Origin of the sequence: Pseudomonas sp. NPDC088429 (assembly GCF_044753305.1) — a bacterium.
Classification (GTDB): Bacteria; Pseudomonadota; Gammaproteobacteria; order Pseudomonadales; family Pseudomonadaceae; genus Aquipseudomonas; species Aquipseudomonas rustica.
Genome location: NZ_JBIVMX010000053.1, coordinates 17340 through 38529, shown reverse-complemented (window position 1 = coordinate 38529; position 21190 = coordinate 17340). Strand labels below are relative to the sequence as shown.

At 60.3% G+C, this 21190-nt stretch carries 18 protein-coding genes and 1 pseudogene; all 19 read left to right on the top strand.

Annotation, left to right across the window (positions count from 1 at the left end; translation table 11 throughout):
- A pseudogene (locus ACIP66_RS21845) lies at positions 1-448 on the top strand (type VI secretion system contractile sheath large subunit); the annotation flags it as partial.
- Between the two features lie 9 nt (positions 449-457).
- Positions 458-865 carry a type VI secretion system baseplate subunit TssE gene (gene tssE, locus ACIP66_RS21840; protein WP_053125113.1) on the top strand — a complete coding sequence of 136 codons (408 nt, stop codon included), beginning with the start codon at positions 458-460 and terminating at the stop codon, positions 863-865.
- 11 nt (positions 866-876) lie between these two features.
- Positions 877-1395, top strand: a complete 519-nt coding sequence (locus ACIP66_RS21835; protein ID WP_400650779.1) for a PAAR domain-containing protein — start codon at positions 877-879, stop codon at positions 1393-1395.
- Positions 1388-2308 carry a hypothetical protein gene (locus ACIP66_RS21830; protein WP_400650777.1) on the top strand — a complete coding sequence of 307 codons (921 nt, stop codon included), beginning with the start codon at positions 1388-1390 and terminating at the stop codon, positions 2306-2308. Before ACIP66_RS21835 ends, ACIP66_RS21830 begins: the two co-directional genes overlap by 8 nt.
- A gap of 5 nt (positions 2309-2313) precedes the next feature.
- Positions 2314-2751, top strand: coding sequence for a hypothetical protein (locus tag ACIP66_RS21825; RefSeq protein ID WP_400650774.1), 438 nt, complete (start codon positions 2314-2316; stop codon positions 2749-2751).
- A gap of 152 nt (positions 2752-2903) precedes the next feature.
- The gene (locus ACIP66_RS21820) at positions 2904-3218 is read left to right on the top strand and encodes a hypothetical protein (RefSeq protein WP_400650771.1); all 315 of its coding nucleotides are present in this window, start codon (positions 2904-2906) and stop codon (positions 3216-3218) included.
- Between the two features lie 59 nt (positions 3219-3277).
- Positions 3278-5065, top strand: coding sequence for a type VI secretion system baseplate subunit TssF (gene tssF, locus ACIP66_RS21815; RefSeq protein ID WP_053125099.1), 1788 nt, complete (start codon positions 3278-3280; stop codon positions 5063-5065).
- Entirely contained in the window at positions 5029-6036 is a 1008-nt protein-coding gene (gene tssG, locus ACIP66_RS21810) for a type VI secretion system baseplate subunit TssG (RefSeq protein WP_053125097.1), read from the top strand. The genes tssF and tssG overlap by 37 nt, the downstream gene beginning before the upstream one ends.
- Positions 6037-6047: 11 nt before the next feature.
- Positions 6048-8705 (top strand): type VI secretion system ATPase TssH, encoded by a 2658-nt coding sequence (tssH, locus tag ACIP66_RS21805; protein WP_400650767.1) that lies wholly within the window; start codon positions 6048-6050, stop codon positions 8703-8705.
- Positions 8706-8715: 10 nt separating this feature from the next.
- Positions 8716-10236, top strand: coding sequence for a sigma-54 interaction domain-containing protein (locus ACIP66_RS21800; protein ID WP_400650764.1), 1521 nt, complete (start codon positions 8716-8718; stop codon positions 10234-10236).
- A gap of 330 nt (positions 10237-10566) precedes the next feature.
- Positions 10567-10707, top strand: coding sequence for a hypothetical protein (locus ACIP66_RS21795; protein WP_053125091.1), 141 nt, complete (start codon positions 10567-10569; stop codon positions 10705-10707).
- An 18-nt stretch (positions 10708-10725) separates the two neighbouring features.
- Positions 10726-11922 carry a type VI secretion system-associated FHA domain protein TagH gene (gene tagH, locus ACIP66_RS21790; RefSeq protein WP_400650761.1) on the top strand — a complete coding sequence of 399 codons (1197 nt, stop codon included), beginning with the start codon at positions 10726-10728 and terminating at the stop codon, positions 11920-11922.
- Between the two features lie 5 nt (positions 11923-11927).
- Complete coding sequence (gene tssJ, locus ACIP66_RS21785; protein WP_053125087.1) at positions 11928-12428, top strand: type VI secretion system lipoprotein TssJ; 501 nt, start codon at positions 11928-11930, stop codon at positions 12426-12428.
- Between the two features lie 2 nt (positions 12429-12430).
- Complete coding sequence (gene tssK, locus ACIP66_RS21780; RefSeq protein WP_400650758.1) at positions 12431-13762, top strand: type VI secretion system baseplate subunit TssK; 1332 nt, start codon at positions 12431-12433, stop codon at positions 13760-13762.
- Between the two features lie 5 nt (positions 13763-13767).
- The gene (icmH, locus tag ACIP66_RS21775; RefSeq protein WP_053125083.1) at positions 13768-14643 is read left to right on the top strand and encodes a type IVB secretion system protein IcmH/DotU; all 876 of its coding nucleotides are present in this window, start codon (positions 13768-13770) and stop codon (positions 14641-14643) included.
- Positions 14644-14656: 13 nt separating this feature from the next.
- Positions 14657-18196, top strand: a complete 3540-nt coding sequence (gene tssM / locus ACIP66_RS21770) for a type VI secretion system membrane subunit TssM (RefSeq protein WP_400650755.1) — start codon at positions 14657-14659, stop codon at positions 18194-18196.
- Positions 18196-18924, top strand: a complete 729-nt coding sequence (locus tag ACIP66_RS21765) for a PP2C family serine/threonine-protein phosphatase (protein WP_212545357.1) — start codon at positions 18196-18198, stop codon at positions 18922-18924. The genes tssM and ACIP66_RS21765 overlap by 1 nt, the downstream gene beginning before the upstream one ends.
- Positions 18921-19922, top strand: a complete 1002-nt coding sequence (locus tag ACIP66_RS21760; protein WP_159814426.1) for a serine/threonine-protein kinase — start codon at positions 18921-18923, stop codon at positions 19920-19922. The genes ACIP66_RS21765 and ACIP66_RS21760 overlap by 4 nt, the downstream gene beginning before the upstream one ends.
- 28 nt (positions 19923-19950) lie before the next feature.
- The coding region (gene tssI, locus ACIP66_RS21755) for a type VI secretion system tip protein TssI/VgrG (RefSeq protein ID WP_400650752.1) at positions 19951-21190 on the top strand (1240 nt) is incomplete at its 3' end.

Below are 21190 nucleotides of genomic sequence, written 5' to 3'. Positions count from 1 at the left end.
CTTCTCCCTGAACATGCGCTATGGCTACGACTAAGCGGCTTTCTTCTCCGCCAGCTCGGTGCAGAAGCCGAAGTTCTTCGGCATCAGCGCTGAAGGCAAGGCTGCAGAGCAGAACTACAAGCTCGGCACTCAACTGCCGTACATGAAGATCGTCAACCGCCTGGCTCACTACTTGAAAGTGCTGCAGCGCGAGCAACTCGGTTCGTGGAAAGAACGTACCGACCTCGAGCTGGAACTGAACAAGTGGATCCGTCAGTACGTTGCCGACCAGGAAAACCCGAGCGCCGAAGTGCGTGGCCGTCGTCCGCTGCGCGCTGCGCAAATCATCGTCAGCGACGTTGAAGGCGAGCCGGGCTGGTACCGCGTGAGCTTGAACGTGCGTCCGCACTTCAAGTACATGGGTGCCGATTTCACCCTGTCGCTGGTTGGCAAGCTGGACAAAGAGTAAGAGCGACTCATGGACGGATACGGCAGCCTTTTCGAACGCCTTAATGGCGACGCAGAAAAACGCAGTGGTTGGAGCCGCGAGGTTTCCGCCATGGCGTCCGTGGCTGCCCATCTGGCCAAAATGCTCAGCACCCGGGCCGGCAGCGTGCAAACGCTGTCCGACTACGGGTTGCCCGATCTCAATGACATGCGTCTGAGCCTGCACGACTCCCTGAGTCAGGCCCGTCTGGCCATCGAATGCTTCATCGAAGCCTACGAGCCGCGCCTGAGCAACGTGCGTGTCATTTCCCTGCCGCGTGACCACGATCAACTGCGTCTGGCCTTCAGCATCGAAGGCCTGCTGGAAGTGGATGGTTTCAAGCGACAGGTCAGTTTCGCCGCGCGCCTGGATGGCAGCGGTCAAGTGAAGGTCAACTAAGGAGATTCCCGATGTCTGGCAAACCCGCAGCACGCGTATCCGACCCCACCGCTTGCCCGCTCCCCGGCCACGGCACCAACCCGATCGCCGCCGGTTCCGGCGACGTGTTCTTCGACGGCCTCGCGGCCGCCCGCCAAGGCGATGCCTCGGCGTGTGGTGGTGCGATGGTCGGCGATCTGGCGACCACGGTTTTGATTAACGGCAAACCTGCTGCAACGGTCGGTTCGGTGGGTTCGCATGGGAACAAGGTTACGGCTGGGTCCGGGACGGTGATTATTGGCAATTCGCATACGCCGGTGACGTTTGTGCCGCCAGTTCCAATGCCTGGCTATTTCAATGACTTTTTCGTTTTGAGGGACGACGAAGGTAGCCCGGTGGCAAATTACGGCTACCGATTGGAGACCGAGTCAGGTGAGATTTATGAGGGCGTGACGGACGTCAACGGCCACACCAAAGCTGTTAGCACCGGTAAAGCTTCCCAGATATTGAAAATTTCCCTGCTTCCTCCAGCAGGAGTCGCGAATGTCTAACGTTACGCCTCTGGCGGAGGCTCCTTCCACCCCTTCTACCAATCGTGAGGGGCAGGTCGCGACCGTAAAATTAGCAAAGCTTTCAACTTATGAATTCAATATAAGATCGTTTCACCCAGGGAAAACGTTTGGGTGGAGCGGCTTTTACTTCGAAGGTGATGCACGCGGCTTTTCGTTAAAGCCAAGCGGCCTCTCTGGCGCTCAAGGTACGCTAATAACTTCACGTGTATGGCATAGGTTTTTTGTAAAGCTGGCAACGAACGAAGTTGTTAATACGCAAACGGAGTCGAATGATTCCGGGAAGGCGGGTGAAGAACATACTCACTATGATGCAGAGTTAAAGCCCAAAGGCGGAAGCTGGCCATCAATTAAAAGTGAAAAGGGTGCAGTCACTACTGTTTGGGTTGATGGTGGTTACGCAGGTGAGAATCACGCTTTTCCATTTTCAGCGGAAACAAAAAAATTGACAGGAATGACATTCGTGCCAAGCCTGGACGTAAGTTACAAAGTTATAATGACGTTCGATCGAGTGGCGAAGCATTTAGATGTAGTGACATATATAACTGGTGATGGATTTCCGAACTGTGAGGCTTTTATTACTGATGCTTCTGGAAAATCTGTTTTTTTAGGTGTGCATGTTCGGAAGGCTGCAGCTCTTGTTGCGCTATTTGGTGATAAGAAGTATCCGATGATCTCTTCGGCGATTCGCATAGAAGTTGATGAAGAGGGGAACTTCAAAGGCACTCTTGGAAACGAGATGAGAAGGCGAAAGTTAAAAAAAGAAGCTCTGGAAATGCGGCCGATTGAGGAGTGGAATAATTTTTTCAAAAATCTTAGTCCGAACGATGGCCGCTGGATGGGTATCTGGGAAGAGCCTATGCCGGACGACTCTACCGAGCCGACGTTGAAATGACGTATGTGAGTTATTTTAAAACAGCGATTTGGTTGCCAATGGTGGTGTTGCCGGTTTTGCTGTTGCTTGATGCTTTCTATTTTTCCAGCCCGCTACGTGGTGGGATGGAACAGTTCGTCCTTATATACGTTCTTGGTTTCGGGCTGGTGGCCTATGTGTTATTCGCGGTCTTTTCTACTCGTTTGATTTCTAGGAGAACTGAGCTTGAAGTCGTACGTCTTGCTTGGTGGGCTCCTGTAGTTTTTATCCCGTTTTATGGTGTGCCTTGGGTTGTTTATGGCATCGGATGTTTGGCGTTTGGCAGGCTAGCTGGTCTGGGTATGATGTTTTTGTGGTTAACTTATATTCCCTATGTTTTAGTGGTTGGCGCATTTTTTTCAGTTGTTACGGTTGTTGCTTTTAAAGTCTTGAGTAAGTTTTTACTGTTTTCCGACAAGCGTTAGAGATGCTTGTGATAAGCCCTGTTATGTGGCGTATCAAAAAAGGTGGCTGTTCCAAATGGTAGTAAGCTCGTGATTTGGAAATCGAGAAAGGTGAAATGATGAGTGCAGCTCTATTATATTTTTCAAATGATGAAGTATGTAGGCGCAAGCTCATGAAGCTGTCTGTCGCAATTCTTGCTGTGGCTTTGTTTTCACTGACAAACGTGTTTCCTAATGCGCTCATGATGTTGATGGATGGTGTTAACTTCATCCCGTCTGAATCCTCCATTTTTTCATTCAAGCCTTATGAGATAAATGAGGGGTCGTCGAATTACTGGATCTATGGCGAGGATGGTAAGAACTATTACTACTTCTCCTACGAGCCCGCAGCGCCTTACGTATTCATTCGTAAATCCAATGCATGTCCGCCATTTGATCGGCTTGACCATGCCACGTGGTGCGCCGCAGAAGGCGGCGGTCAAAAATGAACCGGCATTTCGGTGGCGGAGCGTTTTTTTTATGAGTTCATTTTTCAGGCAGGTAACCCGTGTCCTTTAACCACTACTACCAAAGCGAACTCACCGCACTGCGCCAACTCGGTCGCCGTTTCGCCGAGCGTAGTCCGGCGCTGGCGCCGTATCTGGGGCAGGCCGGGCGGGATCCGGACGTGGAGCGGTTGCTCGAAGGCTTTGCGTTTCTCACCGGGCGTTTGCGCCAGAAGCTCGACGACGAGTTGCCTGAGCTCAGCCATTCGCTGATGCAATTGCTCTGGCCCAACTACATGCGCCCGCTGCCGGCGTTCAGCATTTTGCAGTTCGATCCACTCAAGCGTTCGGGCCCGGCGCTGGTGGTCGAGCGTGATACGCCGGTGGAGAGCAAGCCGATCGAAGACGTGCGTTGCCGCTTCCGCACTTGCTACCCGACCGAGGTGTTGCCGCTGGATCTCGCGGCGTTGAATTACTCGGTGAAGGGCGACGGCTCGCTGCTGAGTCTGCGTTTGGAAATGAGTGCCGACGGCCACCTCGGTGAGTTGGAACTGAGCAAGCTGCGTCTGCACTTTGCTGGCGAGCGTTACATCAGCCAGATGTTGTACCTGAGCCTGCTGCGCAACCTCGAAGGCATTGAGCTGATCCCGCTCGACGGCGCCGGCAAGCCAATTGATGGCGTCAGCGGCAAGCCGATGGCGTTCAAAATTCCCGGTGACCGGGTCACCCCGGTGGGCTTTGCCGAAGAAGAAGCGTTGATCCCGTATCCGCTGAATACCTTCCGTGGCTATCGCTACCTGCAGGAATACTTCGCCTTTCAGGACAAATTCCTCTTCGTCGACGTCAACGGTCTGGACATCCTCAACGCGCTGCCGCAGGACACCCTCAAGCAGATGCGTGGCCTGGAATTGCGCTTCGACATTCGCAAGAGCGGCATCCTGCGCATGCGCCCGACGCTGGATAACGTGAAGTTGTTTTGCACGCCGATCGCCAACCTGTTTGCCCACGATGCCTTGCCGATTCGTCTCGACGGCAAGCAGGACGAATACCTGTTGCTGCCGGCGGAATACGATCTGGAAAACTGCGGTGTGTTCTCGGTGGAAACCGTGACGGGCTGGAAGCCCGGCGGTCTCGGTTATCAGGAATACGTGCCGTTCGAATCCTTCGAGCACGACCCGAGTTTCGACGTGCCCAACAGCCGTCCGCATTACAGCATTCGCCAGCGTTCATCGTTGCTGCACGACGGCCTCGACACTTATTTGAGCTTCGGCATTCGCCACACCGAAGCCCACGAAACCCTGTCGATCGAGCTGATCTGCACCAACCAGAATCTGCCGCGCAAGCTCAAGCTCGGCGACATCTGTGTGGCCTGCGAAGAGACGCCGGAGTTCCTCAGTTTCCGCAACATCACCCCGGCCACGTCGAGCTTCGCGCCGCCGCTGAACCGCGACTTCCTGTGGAAGCTGATCAGCAACATGTCGCTTAACTATTTGTCGCTGGCGGACGTCAATGCGTTGAAGGTGATTCTGGAAACCTACGACTTGCCGCGCTACTACGACCAGCACGCGGAAAAAGTCAGCAAACGCCTGCTCGGCGGCCTGAAGAATATCAAGCATCACCACGTCGATCGCTTGCACCGTGGCTTGCCGGTGCGCGGCTTGCGCACCGAGCTGACCATCGACCCGGAAGGGTACATCGGCGAAGGCGATCTGTTCGTCTTCGCTTCGGTTCTTAACGAGTTTTTCGCGCTTTACGCCAGTCTCAATTCATTCCACGAGCTGCGAGTAAAAAGCACACAGGGAGAGGTGTACCAATGGACACCACGTATGGGCCTGCAGCCCCTGCTTTAAGCGGGCTCACCAAGGCGATACGCGAGTACTCGCTGTTTCAGGCAGTGCTGCTGGTGATCGATCGGCTGCGCGAGGCACACCCGTACCTGAGCGAAGACGATTTGTACGATCAGCTGGAATTCCAGGCCAATCCGAGCCTGGGTTTTCCCGGCAGCGACGTCGATCGCGTGGAGTTTTTCGAAGAGCACGGGCAGATGCGCGCGCGCATGCGTTTCAACCTGATCGGCCTGGTCGGTTCCGGTTCGCCGCTGCCGGCGTTCTATGGCGAACAGGCGCTGGGCGATAGCGAAGACGGCAACCCGACGCGCAACTTCCTCGACCTGTTCCACCATCGCCTGCAACGGCTGATGCTGCCGATCTGGCGCAAATACCGCTACCGCGCAAGCTTCCAGAGCGGCGCGCTCGATCCGTTTTCGGCGCAGTTGTTTGCGCTGATTGGCCTCGGTGGCGAAGAGATTCGCAAGGCCAAGGAACTCAACTGGAAACGCCTGCTGCCGTACCTCGGTTTGCTCAGTCTGCGGGCGCACTCGGCGGCGCTGATCGAAGCCGTGTTGCGTTACTACTTCAAGCACGAAGATCTGGTCATCGAGCAGTGCATCGAGCGCCGCGTCGAGATTCTCGAAGAACAGCGCAATCGTTTGGGCCGTGCCAACAGCCTGCTCGGCGAAGACCTGGTGCTCGGCGAGCACGTGCGCGACCGCAGCGGCAAATTCCGCATTCATATCACCGAACTCGACTGGCAGCGATTCCATGAATTCCTGCCGATCGGTTTCGGCTACCAGCCGCTCTGCGCGCTGGTGCGGTTCACCCTGCGTGACCCGCTCGATTACGACATCCGCCTGGTGCTGCGCCAGGAAGAAATCCGCGAACTGCGCATCGGTGAGCAGAACGCCTGTCGCCTCGGTTGGACCAGTTGGCTGGGCCGCGAAAAAGCGGACGGCGTGGTGACCCTGGGCAGCAAAATTCATTAAGGACGTGAGCCATGATCAACGTAGACCTGCAACAACTCATCCAGGCGCTGGACGCCGAAACCCGTCGTGATCTGGAGCGTTCGGCCGAGCGTTGCGTCGCCCGTGGCGGTAGCAAAATCCTCGTCGAAGACTTGATGCTCGGCCTGCTCGAACGTCCGAACGGCTTGCTTGCCCGCGCGTTGCAAGACGCCGATGTCGACGCCGGTGAACTCAGCGCGGCGCTGCAATCGCGCGTCGAGCACAGCGCTTCGCGCAACCCGGTGTTCGCCCCGGAACTGGTGCAGTGGCTGCAAGATGCGTTGCTGGTGGCCAACCTCGAACTCGGTCAGACCCAGGTTGAAGACGCCGCGCTGATCCTCGCGCTGCTGCGCAACCCGATGCGTTACGCCGGCAGCCGTTATCAGCCGCTGCTCGCCAAGCTGAACATCGATCGCCTGAAAGAATTTGCCCTGTCGCAACAGGAGCAACCGTCGGCCAACGGCAAACCGGCCGCGCAGGGCGAGTCGCTGTTGCAGCGCTTCACCCACAACCTGACCCAACAGGCCCGCGACGGCAAACTCGACCCGGTGCTGTGCCGTGACGGCGCGATTCGGCAGATGGTCGACATCCTCGCCCGTCGCCGCAAGAACAACCCGATCGTCGTCGGTGAGGCCGGTGTCGGCAAGACCGCCATCGTCGAAGGTCTGGCTTCGCGCATCGCCGCCGGTGAAGTGCCGCAAGTGCTCAAAGGCGTTGAACTGCTGTCGCTGGATATGGGCCTGTTGCAGGCCGGCGCCAGCGTCAAAGGTGAATTCGAACGTCGTCTCAAAGGCGTGATCGACGAAGTCAAAGCTTCGCCAAAACCGATCATTCTGTTTATCGACGAAGCGCATACGCTGATCGGCGCGGGCGGCAATGCTGGCGGTTCCGATGCGGCCAACCTGCTGAAACCGGCACTGGCCCGTGGCGAACTGCGCACCATCGCCGCGACCACGTGGGCCGAGTACAAGAAATACTTCGAGAAAGACCCGGCGCTGGCCCGTCGTTTCCAACCGGTGCAATTGCACGAACCGACCGTCAGCGAAGCGGTGACCATCCTCCGTGGCCTGGCCCAGGTTTACGAGAAGAGCCATGGCATCTACCTGCGTGATGACGCGGTGGTTTCGGCGGCGGAATTGTCCGCACGTTACCTGGCCGGTCGGCAACTGCCGGACAAAGCCGTTGATGTCCTCGACACCGCTTGCGCCCGCGTACGCATCAGCCTCGCCGCTGCCCCGGAAAGCCTTGAGCGCCTGCGTGGCGAACTGGCTGAAGGTGGCCGTCAGCGTCAGGCCCTGCGCCGTGACGCCGAGGCCGGTCTGCTGATCGATCACGAAGCGCTGGAGGCTTTGGAAGCACGTCTCAACGACGCCGAAGACGAAATGGTCGCGCTGGAAACCCTGTGGACTGAACAGAAAATCCTGGCCGAGCGCCTGCTCGATCTGCGTCAGCAACTGGCCACGGCTCGCGAAGCCGCCGCCGTTGAACCGGTGCTCAGCGTTGAAGAAGACGCCGAAGGCACCGTCATCGAAACCCTCGCCGCCGAGGTCGAAGAAGGCCAGAGCGTCGAAGCGCTGGAAGCGCAGCTCAACGAAACCCACAGCGCCCTGACTGCCGCCCAGGTCAAAGAACGTCTGGTCAGTTTCGAAGTGTGCCCGCGTCTGGTCGCCGAAGTGATCAGCGCCTGGACTGGCGTGCCGTTGGCGCAACTGGCTCGCGAGCACAACGCCAAAGTCGCCAGTTTCGCCACCGATCTGCGCACGCGCATTCGCGGTCAGGAACAAGCCGTGCACGCACTGGATCGCTCGATGCGCGCCACCGCTGCCGGCCTGAACAAACCTGATGCGCCAGTCGGCGTGTTCCTGCTGGTCGGCCCGAGCGGCGTCGGTAAAACCGAGACCGCGCTGGCCCTCGCTGATCTGCTGTACGGCGGCGACCGTTTCATCACCACCATCAACATGTCCGAGTTCCAGGAGAAGCACACCGTCTCGCGCCTGATCGGCGCACCGCCAGGCTACGTCGGCTACGGCGAGGGCGGCATGCTCACCGAAGCCGTGCGGCAGAAACCGTACTCGGTGGTGCTGCTCGATGAAGTCGAGAAGGCCGATCCGGACGTGCTCAACCTGTTCTACCAAATCTTCGACAAAGGCGTGGCCAACGATGGCGAAGGTCGCGAGATCGACTTCCGCAACACGTTGATCCTGATGACCTCGAACCTCGGCAGCGATCGCATCAGCGACCTTTGCGAAAACGGCGCGCGGCCGACCGCCGAAGTGCTCGAAGAAACCATTCGCCCGGTGCTCAGCAAACACTTCAAACCGGCGCTGCTGGCGCGGATGAAAGTGGTGCCGTACTACCCGGTCGGCGGCCCGGTATTGCGCGAGCTGATCGAGATCAAACTCGGTCGTCTCGGCGAGCGCCTCAACCGTCGTCAGCTGGATTTCAGCTGGTGCCAGAACCTTGTCGATCACTTGTCCGAGCGCTGCACGCAAAGCGACAGCGGCGCGCGCCTGATCGATCATCTGCTCGATCAACACGTGCTGCCGCTGGTGGCCGATCGTCTGCTCGACGCCATGGCCACCGGTGAAAGCCTGAAGCGCGTGCACGCCACGCTCGACGGCGAAGCCAGTGTGACGTGCGAGTTCGCCTGAGGTGGGCGTGATGTTCACTCAAGTGCCGCAGCCGCTGGTGTATGCCGAAGCGTTGCTGGCGCAGTTCGCCAGTCTGTCGCGCGCGGCGGACGGTGCTGCGCTGCTGGGTGACTTCGTGCGCGGCTTGGCCGAGTTGAGCGGTTGCGAACTGGCGCAGTTGTATCTGCTCGACGCCACCCACACCTGCCTGGGAATGAACGCCGAATGCCTCGACGGCGCCCTGCAACCGCGTGAAGCGGCGAGCCTGCCGGCGGATTACAACGGTGAGCAACTGCTGCAATTCGCCCTGTGCCAGAACCGCGTGGTGTGCCTCGACGACTTGAGCGGCAGCCTGCACGAAACCAGTTTTCTGCCGGCGGTGGCCTCGCCGTGGCAGTCGCTGTTGTGCGTGCCGCTGGTCAATCAGCACAAGGCTGTCGAAGGCTTGCTGCTCTGCGCCAGCCGCCGTCGCACCGACCTGCAAGGCTTCGCCGATTCGCTCGGGCAGCTCGGCTCGTTCGTGCTCGGCCAACTGCATTTGCTCCAGCGTCTGCGTCAGCCACGCGATGTGTCGGCACCGGTGGCGCGCAGCGTGCCGAGCATCAGCGGTTACGGCTTGATTGGCAAAAGCACCGCGATGCGCCAGACCTACTCGCTGATCGGCAAAGTCCTGCACAGCCCGTACACCGTGCTGTTGCGCGGCGAAACCGGCACCGGCAAGGAAGTCGTCGCGCGGGCGATTCACGATTGCGGGCCGCGTCGCTCGCAGGCGTTCATCGTGCAGAACTGCGCGGCGTTCCCTGAGAACCTGCTGGAAAGCGAGCTGTTCGGCTATCGCAAGGGCGCCTTTACCGGCGCCGATCGCGGCCGCGCCGGGCTGTTCGACGCGGCCAACGGCGGCACGCTGTTGCTCGATGAGATCGGTGACATGCCGCTGTCGCTGCAATCGAAATTACTCCGCGTGTTGCAGGAAGGCGAGATTCGTCCGCTGGGTTCCAACGACACGCACAAGATCGACGTGCGCATCATCGCCGCGACTCACCGCGATCTGTCGGTGCTGGTCAGCGAAGGCAAATTCCGCGAGGACTTGTACTACCGCCTCGCGCAATTCCCGATTGTGCTGCCGGCGTTGCGTCAGCGCGAAGGCGACATCCTCGACCTGGCGCGGCATTTCGCCGAAAAGGCCTGCGCGTATTTGCAGCGAGATCCGGTGCGTTGGTCGGACGCGGCGTTGCAGCATCTGGCGGGTTACACCTTCCCCGGCAACGTCCGCGAACTGAAAGCGCTGGTCGAGCGCGCGGTGCTGTTGTGCGAGGGCGGCGAGTTGCTGGCCGAGCATTTCTCCCTGCGCATGGAGCCGGTGCCCGAAGACAACAGCAGCCTGAATCTGCGTGAACGCCTGGAGCAAGTCGAGCGCACGCTACTGCTCAACTGCCTGCGCAAAAACGACGGCAACCAGACCCTCGCCGCCCGCGAACTGGGCCTGCCACGCCGCACACTGCTATACCGCCTCGGCCGCCTGAATATCAATTTGGGTGACTTCGATGGTTGAGCAGAAAGTGATCGCCTTGTCCCGCACTCCCACGGCCAATGAATTCCTTGAGGCTGTTGATTCCCCTGTGGCGAGGGGATTTATCCCCGATCGGCTGCGCAGCAGCCGCAGTCCGGCAAACGCGGTTTCCCTGCAGAAACCGGGTCACAGGTTTTGGGGGCGCTGCGCACCCCATCGGGGACAAGTCCCCTCACCACAGGGGATCAACATTCCTCCCAAAAGTGGCTGGAGGCTGCGATCTAGAGCCTCCCAAACCAACAAATTCGCTAATAACGGCGCCGCCCGCAAGGGCCGGCGCTTTGTGCTTTGTCTACCCCTGGAGACCCTCTGATGTCTGTTCGTCACTGGCACGCTGTCCTGCTGACCCTCGTCGTTCTATGCGGCCTTGGCGGCTGTAGCGGCAACTACAAATTCAACGACAACGACTATCGCCCGCTGGGTGATCCGCAAGCGGCCAATCGCGGTAAGTGATTGCAAGGAGCAGCAAACATGGAATTGGTTTTCGAAATGCTGAACACCAAGCAATTCGTGCCCACGGAGTTGTGCCAGAAGACCTTCAAACAGGCCGGTGGCGTGATCGGGCGGGGCGAGGATTGCGACTGGATCATCCCTGACCGCAAGCGTCACCTGTCCAATCACCACGCGATTGTCAGCTACCGCGAAGGCTCGTTTTTCCTGACCGACAGCAGCAGCAACGGCATTCAGGACGGCGGCAGCGGCGCACGTCTGCACAAGGGCGAACCGGTGCGCATCGAGCACGGCAGCACCTACGTGCTGGGCGACTTCGAGATTCGTGCGCGACTGGTGCGTGACCCGGCCATGTTCGACGGTGAAGCCGGCCGTCCGCGCGCGGCGGGCAGCATCATCCCTGACGACGCATTCCTCGACCTCGACCCGCTCAATGCCATCGAACAGCAAGAGCGCGTGTACTCGGAAATCGACGAATTGCTGGCGCCGACTGCCAAGCCCGAGGATTCCCGTCAGCGTGCCGACTACGCGCGCATCGACATGGAAAGCCTGATGGTGCCGGAGCTGATCGCCGCTCCCGTCGAGCCTGAACCCGCGCCGGCGCCGAAGCCTGTTGAACGGCAAAGCGAAGGTTTCTGGGAGCACTTCGGCGCCGCGCTGGGTGTCGACGTCAAAGGCCTCAGCCACGACGAACGCGAAGCGCTGGCACTGAATGCCGCGCGTTTGCTGCGTCAGAGCGTCGGCGGTTTACAACAGAGCCTGCGCACCCGCTCGGAGCTGAAAAACGAGCTGCGTCTGGCCCAGACTATCGTCCAGGGCACCAACAAGAACCCACTGAAATTCGCCGTCGATCCGAGCGAAGCACTGGAGATTCTGTTGCAGCCAAGCAAGCCCGGTCATCTGCCGGCCGAGCAAGCGATCTCCCGCGCGTTCCGTGATTTGCAGGCGCATCAGGTGGCGCTGCTGACCGCCAGCCGCGCCGCCGTACGCGGCACGCTGGAGCACTTCTCGCCGGAGCAATTGACCCTGCGTTTCGAGCGCGACAACAAGCCGCTGATCGCAACATCGGGTGGGCGCTGGAGAGCGTTCGGCCGTTATCACCAGGCACTGCGTCAGGACGATGACTGGAGCGAGCGCCTGTTGGCCCGCGACTTCGCTCAGGCCTACGAAGAACAGATCCGCCTGATTTCCACCCTCCACACCGACCACCAAGGATGATGCGCATGTCTCGCCGCTCGACCGCTTTTTTCCAGACGCTGACTGCGCTCACTTTGCTGGCGTTGCTCGCCGGTTGCTCGTCGCTATCGCCGTACTCGAACGTGACCAAGGTCAATCTGAAACTGACCGGCAGCGATCAGTTGAACCCCGATCTGAACGGCCGTCCTTCGCCGATCGTGGTGCGCCTGTTTGAACTCAAACACCCGGTGACCTTCGAAAACGCTGACTTCTTCAGCCTCTACGAGCGCGCCAAGGAATCCCTCAACCCGGATCTGGTGGCCACCGAAGAACTCGAACTGCGCCCGGGTGAAACCGTCGAGCTGAAGCTCAGCGTCGAGGAGGGCAGCCGGTACGTGGGCGTGCTCGCCGCTTACCGCGATCTGCCGGAAACCGAGTGGCGCTACACCGTGCAGGTCACCCCGCAGGAACTTACCGAGGCTGATCTGACCCTCGATCAGACGGGTATCCGCAACAGCCAAGAAACGCTCGCCAAGGCGGATAACTGATCATGAATACCCATAAAGTCATTTGGCAGGAAGGCATGCTGCTGCGGCCGCAGCACTTCCAGCACAACGATCGCTATTACGATCACCAGATGAAAACCCGCACCCAGTTGCTGGGCAGTTACACCTGGGGTTTCCTCAATCTGGAGATCGACCTGCAGTTCCTCAACATGGGCAAAGTGGTGGTCAGCCAGGCTTCGGGGATTCTTCCGGACGGCAGCCTGTTCGAGCTCGGCGGCAATACCGAACCGCTGGCGCTGGACGTACCGCCGAACACCGGCAACACGCCGATTTTTCTGGCGCTGCCGCTGGTCACCGGTAACCACATCGAGGCGCGCCGTCCGGAGCAGTCCGACGTGCTCGCGCGCTTCACCGCGTACGACGCTGAGGTGGCTGACTCCAACGCCGGCGACGATTCCGCCAGCCAGGTCAGCTGCGGTCGCCCGGATTTCAAACTGATGCTCGGCGAGCAGCAGAGCGATCAGGCCTACGTAAAACTGAAAATCTGCGACGTGCTCGACACCACGCCCGACGGCGTGATCAGCCTCGATCCGGATTTCGTGCCGACCTACATTCAGGCTCACGCGTCCAGCTATCTGCTGTCGTGCCTGAAAGAAGTCATCAGCATGCTCAACCACCGTGGCGACACGATTGCCGAGCGGATTCGCTCCAACGGCAAGGTCGGCGGCGCTGAGGTTGGCGACTTCATGATGCTGCAACTGATCAACCGCACCGAGCTGCTGCTGCGTCACTACCTCGGTCTGGAGCAGGTTCATCCGGAAGAGTTGTACCGCACGCTGTTGACCATGCTTGGCGATCTGGCGACGTTCTCCGGCGAGAGCAAACGCCCGCGTCTGGACAGCCGTTATTCCCACGCCGATCAGGGCGGCAGCTTCCGCAAACTGATGGAAGCGATTCGTCAGGTGCTGTCGATGGTGCTCGAACAGCACGCCATCGAACTGATCCTGCAAGCGCGTCAGTACGGCATCATCGTTTCGCCGTTGCACGACCACAAACTGCTCGGCACCGCGTCGTTCGTGCTGGCAGCGAGTGCCAACTGCGACTCCGAAGAATTGCGCCACCGCTTGCCGGCGCACCTCAAGGTCGGCCCGGTGGAGCGCATCCGCCAACTGGTCAACCTGCATTTGCCGGGGATCAAGGTCAAACCGTTGCCGGTGGCCCCGCGGCAGATCGCGTTCCACTCCAACAAAACCTATTTCATTCTCGAACTCAGTTCCGAAGACCTGGCACAACTGGAACGCTCCGGCGGTTTCGCGTTCCACGTGTCCGGCGAATTCGCCGAGCTTGAACTGAAATTCTGGGCCATCAGGAACTGACCGACATGATCAAGGACATGGAACACAACCAGGACGACAAAACCGTCCTGCTCGACCGTCAGGGCCATGGCCCGGCGTCGAGTCCGCTGACCGATTTCGCCGCGCCACCGCGCTTCGAACAACTGGAAGAACGGATGATCTACGCCGCGCGCCTGCGCCCGGCAGAGTCGTTCAATATCAGCCTCAATTCGCTGGTGGCCGCGTCCTCCGATTTGCTCTCGGAAGTGGTGCGCCTCAAGCACAGCGAAAGCCGCGAAGACTTGTACGCGCTCAACGAGCGTCTGACCGCCGGGCTCAAGCTGTTTGAAGTGCGCGCCCTGCACAACGGCGCCGAAAGCAGTCAGGTGATGGCCGCGCGTTACGTGCTCTGCACCGTCGTCGACGAAGCCGTCGTGACCACGCCGTGGGGCAACGAAAGCGAGTGGTCGCAGATGAGCCTGCTCAGCAGCTTCCACAACGAAACCTTCGGCGGTGAGAAGTTTTTCCAACTGCTCGATCGGCTGTCGAAAAACCCGGTCAAACACCTGCCGATGCTTGAGCTGATGTACCTGTGCCTGTCCCTCGGTTTCGAGGGCAAGTACCGCGTACAGGCACGCGGCATGCTCGAACTCGAAGGCATCCGCGACGCCTTGTACCGTCAGATTCGTCAGTTGCGTGGCGACGTGCCGCGCGAGTTGTCGCCGCACTGGGAAGGCCTCAACGATCAGCGCCGCAGTCTGGTGCGCATCGTGCCGGCGTGGATGGTGGTGTTGTTCACGCTGGTCTGTCTGGTGGTGATGTATTCGGGCTTCGCCTGGGTTCTAGGCGAGCAGCGCGACACCGTTCTGCAACCTTATCAGCCGCTTGATCCGGCCGCGGTGCAACCGCAGTCGCAGCCGTAAACAGGGACGTGTGATGAAAAAGTTTTTCAAGAAAGTCGGCGCCTTCCTGCGCCAGACCTGGGTCTGGACTCTGCTGCTGGTGCTGTTCGTGGCGCTGTTGGTGTGGTTCGTCGGCCCGCTATTGGCGGTCGATGACTACAAGTTCTGGGAGAGCCCGACCTCCCGCCTGCTGACCATTGCCGTGCTGTTCCTGATCTGGGGCCTGGTCATGGTCTTCGTCAGCTGGCGCGCCGGTATCCGCAAGAAAGCCGAAGAAGAAAGCGAAGACGGTCAGGATCGCATCCGCCGTGAAGAGTTGATCGACGAAGAGCAGAAAGAGTTGAAGGCGCGCTTCAAAGACGCGCTGAAAACCCTGAAGACGTCCAGCCTCTATCGTGGCCGCAGCGAGCGCTGGCGCAGTGACTTGCCGTGGTATCTGCTGATCGGCCCGCAGGGCTCCGGCAAGACCAGTCTGCTGGACTTTTCCGGTCTGGAATTCCCGATCAACAAGATCGACCGCAAGCTGACCCGTGACACCCTCGGCACTCGTCATTGCGACTGGTACTTCGCCGACCACGGTGTGCTGATCGACACCGCCGGCCGTTACCTGACGCAGCCGGACGCCGAAGTCGACAGCAGCGCCTGGACGACCTTGCTCGAGTTGCTGCGCAAGCGTCGCCGTGGCCGTCCTTTGAACGGTGTGCTGGTGACCATTCCGGTGGAAACCCTGCTCGGCGGTAGCGAGCAAGACATCGACACCCTCGCGCGTCAGGTGCGTGGCCGTCTGCAAGACGTGCATCAGAAACTGCACGTCGACGTGCCGGTGTATCTGGTGCTGAGCAAGGCTGACAAGCTGCTGGGCTTCGACGAATTCTTCGATCAGCTGAGCCGTGAAGAAAGCGATCAGGTGCTCGGCACCAGTTTCCGCAAGGATCAGGTCGGCACCGACGTCGCGGTACTGCGCAACGAATTCGAAGAGCTGCTGCGTCGCCTCAACAGCCAGGTGATCATGCGCATGCACTCCGAGCGCGACACCCAGCGCCGTGGCCGCATCCTCGACTTCCCGCATCAACTCGGGCAGATCGGCGAGCGCCTGTGCCTGTTCGTCGACATGGCGTTCACTGGCAACCGTTATCAGCGTGCCACGCAACTGCGTGGTTTCTACCTGACCAGCGCACCGCACCTGACCCAGGAAATGGATTCGACCACCGCCGGCATCGGCGCGAGTCTGGGCATGAGCGCCGGTGTGCTACCGACGCTGCGCAGCGGTCGTTCGCGATTCATTCACCACTTGCTCAGCCGGGTGATTTTCCCTGAGGCGGATCTTGCCGGTCTCGACAAGCGTGAACGCAGCCGCATCCATTGGGGCCAGCGTGCGTTGTACATCGGCGCACTGGCGTCGTTGGCACTGTTCGGCGTGCTCTGGGCCGGTGGTTTCTCGGCCAACTACGAGCGTCTGGAAAACCTTCGTACGCTGGCGCAGAACTGGACGCAGCAACGTTCGGCACTGACCCCGCGTGATGATGCGATGGGCGTGCTGAAAACCCTCGACACCAGTTACGCCGCGACCCAGGTGTTCCCGAAAAAGGGCGACGTTTCGTATCACGAACGTGGCGGTCTGTATCAGGGCGAAGACGTCAATCCGCCGGTCGCCGACGCCTACGAGCGTGAGCTGCAAGCGCAGTTGCTGCCACGGGTTGCATCCCAGCTCGAAGGGCAGATCCGCGCCAATTTGCAGGATCGTGAAAAGCTGCTCAACAGCCTGCGCGCGTACTTGATGCTGAACATGAAGGATCGTCGCGACGCGGCGTGGCTCAAGGACTGGATCGCCACTGACTGGTCGCAGCGCTACACCGGCAACACCGCGGTGCAGAACGGTCTGAATACTCACCTCGAACGCCTGCTGAAGCAGCCTTTCATCTACCCGCTTAACGACCAATTGGTCGCGCAGGCGCGGCAGGTATTGCGCAGCGAATCGCTGGCCAACGTCGTGTATCGCATGCTCCGCGAGCAGGCGCGCAATCTGCCGGAATACCGTTTCAGCCAACACCTCGGCCCACAAGGCTCGCTGTTTATCGGCACCGATTACGTGATTCCGGGCTTCTACACCCAAGAGGGTTATCAGCAGTATTTTTCGGTGCAGGGCGCGAATCTGGTCACCGACATCCTGCGTGACAACTGGGTGCTCGGCGAAGGCGCGGGCATCAGCGACATGGACTTGCGTCGTCTGATGGTCGAGCTTGAGCAGTTGTATTTCCGTGACTACGCCAACTACTGGAGCGAAGCCGTTGGCCAGGTGGCACTGCCGCCGATCAACGACGCCGGTGAAGGCGCCGAGCAACTGGCGGGCCTGACGTCGGCCAACTCGCCGGTGCTCGCCTTGCTCACGGAAGTGCGCGAGAACACCCGCTTCCAGGCTGTTGCTGACCCGGTGGATCAAGCCGCCGATGCGGCTGATGCGCTGGCCGAGCAGAAAGGCAAACTGGGCAAGGTCGGTAAACTGGCGGCCGCCGCAGCAGACAAGGCTTCGGCCCTGACCGTTGCGAAGAACCTGCCGGACACCGCGAAGAAGTCGCTGCAACGTCGCTTCGAGCCGCTGCATCGTTTGCTCGATGACAACAACGGCCCGGCCGCTGACCTGACGCCGGCGCTCAACGCGCTCAACGACCTGCAACTGCAACTGGCCAGCCTGGCCCGTTCCAGCTCGCCGGAACAAGCCGCGTTCGAACTGGCGAAAACCCGCATGAGCGGCCAGCGTGATGCGCTGACCAACCTGCGCAATGCCTCCGGTCGTCTGCCGCGTCCGCTGAGCGTGTGGTTCAACGTGCTGGCCGAAGACTCGTGGCGTCTGGTGCTGAACGATGCGTACCAATACATGAACGGCCGTTATCAAAACGAGCTGTACAGCGTGTATGGCAAAACCATCAGCAAGCGTTATCCGTTCAGCGCTACCAGCACCAGCGACGTGGCGATCGCCGACTTCCGCGAGTTCTTCAAGGATCAAGGCATCGCTGACCGCTTCTTCGACAACTACATGCGTCCGTTCGTCAGTGGCGATCCGGGCAACTACCGCATGCGTAGCGTCGATGGCCACAGCCTGCCGGTGTCCAAGGTTTACCTCGATCAGATGGCCGCCGCACTGACCATTCGCAAGAGCTTCTTCTCGATCAACCCGGCCGAGCCGACCGTGCAGTTCAAACTCGAGCCGTACACCCTCGATCCGGCGGTCAGCCGTTCCGAGTTCAAGTTCGGCGACAAGACCATCGAATACCGTCACGGCCCGATTGTGCCGGTGTCGTTCAAATGGCCAACCGATGCTGAAGACGGTCGCACCAGTCTGGTGATGGACAAGATGTCGGGGCGTCCGATCGGCATCGAGAAAAACTCCGGCCCGTGGTCGCTGTTCCGTCTGTTTGATCTGATGCAGACCGAGTATCTGAACGGTCGCGACGTGCTGGTGCTGAAAGCTGACGTGGGTGGCCTGCGCGCCAACTACCTGCTGACCAGCCAACGCTCGCCGAACCCGTTCGACATGGGCGTACTGCGCACCTTCCGTATGCCGGTGCAGCTCTGATGCTCGTGGCCAGTGCCTGGCGCAGCGCGGCGCGTACCGACCCGGGCAAGGTGCGGGCGCGCAACGAAGATGCCTTCCTCGACTCGCCACAGCAGGGGCTGTGGGTGGTCGCGGACGGCATGGGCGGTCATCAGGGTGGCGACATCGCCAGCCAGTTGATCGTCGCCAGCCTGGCTGAACTGCCGCCACACGATGACTTCGACGAACGCCTCAAAGCCATTCGCCAGTGCCTGCATTGGGTGAACCGGCGTTTGGGGCAGGAGTTGACCGTCACCGCCGGCCGTCACGACAGCGTCATGGGCAGCACCGTTGTGGCGCTGCTGGTGGAAGGCAATCGCGCGGCCTGCATCTGGGCCGGCGACAGCCGTTGTTATCTGTGGCGCGGGCAGCGTCTGTATCAGCTGTCCAAAGACCATTCGCTGCAACAACAATTGATCGACGAACAGAAAATGAGCGTCGATCAAGCGGCGGCGCACCCGGCGGCTCATGCCTTGACCCGAGCCGTCGGCGCGGCCGAACAACTGACCCTGGATGTGCTGGAACTCGAGGTTTATCCGGGCGACGCGTTTTTGCTCTGCAGCGATGGTTTGTACCAAGGCCTGAGCAGCGATGCCCTCGGCAACGCCCTCAGCCTCAGCGCGCCGCACGTGGCGCTGGAACGTTTGTTCGACGGCGCCCTGCGGGGCTCCGCGCGGGACAACCTGACTGCCGTGGTGATCCGCCAATGAGTGAAATCGAATCGCCAATCGATGACCTGTTGATCAGCGAAGAACAGGCCAGCAACCTGACCTACTTCGCCTTCGCCAAGTCGCACAATGCCGAACCTGCGCTGGCCCCTAAAAAGGCCAGCATCGGTGTGCTGCCCGATGTGTTGGCCGGTCGCTACCGCCTCGAGCGTCTGCTCGGGGCCGGTGGCATGGGCGCGGTTTACCGGGCGCGGGATCTGCTGCACGAACAGTTTGGCGATCCCGACCCTTACGTTGCGCTGAAAATCCTCAGCGAAGAATTTGCCGAATCGCCGGACGCCAGTGCCTTGCTCTACAGCGAGTTCGCCCTGACCCGACGCCTGCGCCACGACAACGTCGTGCGTGCACACACTTTTGAAGTCGACACCGACTGCCAGCGGGCCTTTATCACCATGGAATACATGCGTGGCCTGACCCTGGACAAATTGCTCTGCGAGCGGCCCCTCGGCCTGCCGTGGAAAGAACTGCGCGACATCGTCCTGCCGCTGCTCGACACGTTGGCGTATGCCCACGGTCGCGGCGTGCTGCACGGTGATCTGAAACCGAGCAACGTCATGCTCAGCGAAGACGGCCTGCGTCTCTTCGACTTCGGCCTCGGTCAGGCAGAGGAGGGCGTGCTGCCCGGTCTGCCGCACCTGAGCCGTGAACGTTTCAACGCCTGGACACCGGGCTACGCCGCCCCCGAACTGCTTGAAGGCCAGCCGTTGTCGGCCGGCGCGGACGTGTACGGCGTGGCCTGCGTGATCTACGAGCTGGCGGGCGGCAAGCCGCCGTTCCGCCGCGTGGCCTCGACCCTGGCCCGCGACGAACACCTGGAGCGCGAGCTGCACGCGCCGAAAAACCTACCGAAACACTGCTGGCCCGCGCTGCGCAAAGCGCTGAGCTTCAATGCGGCAGAACGCAGCATCACTGCCGGTCAATTGCGTGACGCCATGAGCGCCACTTCGTCCTGGCGGCAACGCCTGCGTTTTCGGGCGTAACGGATGACATTCGAACAGGGAGCACACAATGTTCAACTCAGCTAACGAGACCCACTTCAGCCTGACGGTGGAAGACTATGTCGGCGACCTGCAAGTGCTGTCGTTCACCGGCACCGAAGGCGTCAGCCAGCCGTATCGTTTCGACCTCGAACTGGTCAGCGAAAACCCCGATCTGGATCTGGAAAAACTCCTGCACAAGCAGGCCTTTCTCGCGTTCGATCCGCAGGGCTCCGGCATTCATGGGCAGATTTATCGCGTCGCTCAAGGCGATGCCGGCAAGCGCCTGACCCGCTACAAAATCTCCATCGTGCCGCAGCTGCAATACCTGCATCACCGCACCAACCAGCGCATCTACCAGCAGATGTCGGCGCCGAAAATCATCGCGCTGATCCTCGACGAACACGGCATCAAGAGCAACGCCTACAGCTTCCAGCTCAGCCAGCCGTGCCCGGATCGCGACTACTGCGTGCAGTACGACGAAACCGACCTGCATTTCGTCCAGCGCCTGTGTGAAGAGGAAGGCATTCACTACCACTTTCAGCACAGCGAAAAAGCCCACCTGCTGGTGTTTGGCGATGACCAGACCGTGTTCCAGAACCTCGGCCAGCCGACCGCGTACGTGCAAGGCAGCGGCATGGTCGCCGACGAACCGGTGATCAAAGGCTTCAAACTGCGCCTGGAAACCCGCACCACACGCACCATGCGCCGCGACTACGACTTCGAAAAACCGCGCCTGCAAATGGAAGCCGCCTACAAACCGGATGGCGAGAGCACTGAACCGGATCTGGAGGACTACGACTACCCCGGCCGCTTCCTCGACCGCGCGCGCGGCAAGTTCCTCAGCCAGCGCGCCCTCGAACGCCACCGTGCCGACTACCGTCAGGCCGAAGGGCGCGGCGACCAGACCAAACTGGTCAGTGGCCACTTCATGGAAATGTCCGACCACCCGCGCACCGAGTGGAACGACCTGTGGCTGCTCACCGAAATCGCCCACGAAGGCAAACAGCCGCAAGTCCTCGAAGAAGGCGTGACCAGCGACACCACCAATAACAAGGACGACTTCCACCAGGGCTACCGCAACACCTTCCTCGCCACCCCGTGGGACGTGTTCTACCGCCCGGCCCTCGAACACCCGAAACCGCGCGTACTCGGCAGCCAGACCGCCATGGTCACCGGCCCCAAAGGCGAAGAAATCCACTGCGATCAATACGGCCGCATCAAAGTGCAATTCCACTGGGATCGCGAAGGCCTCGCCGACGACAAAACCA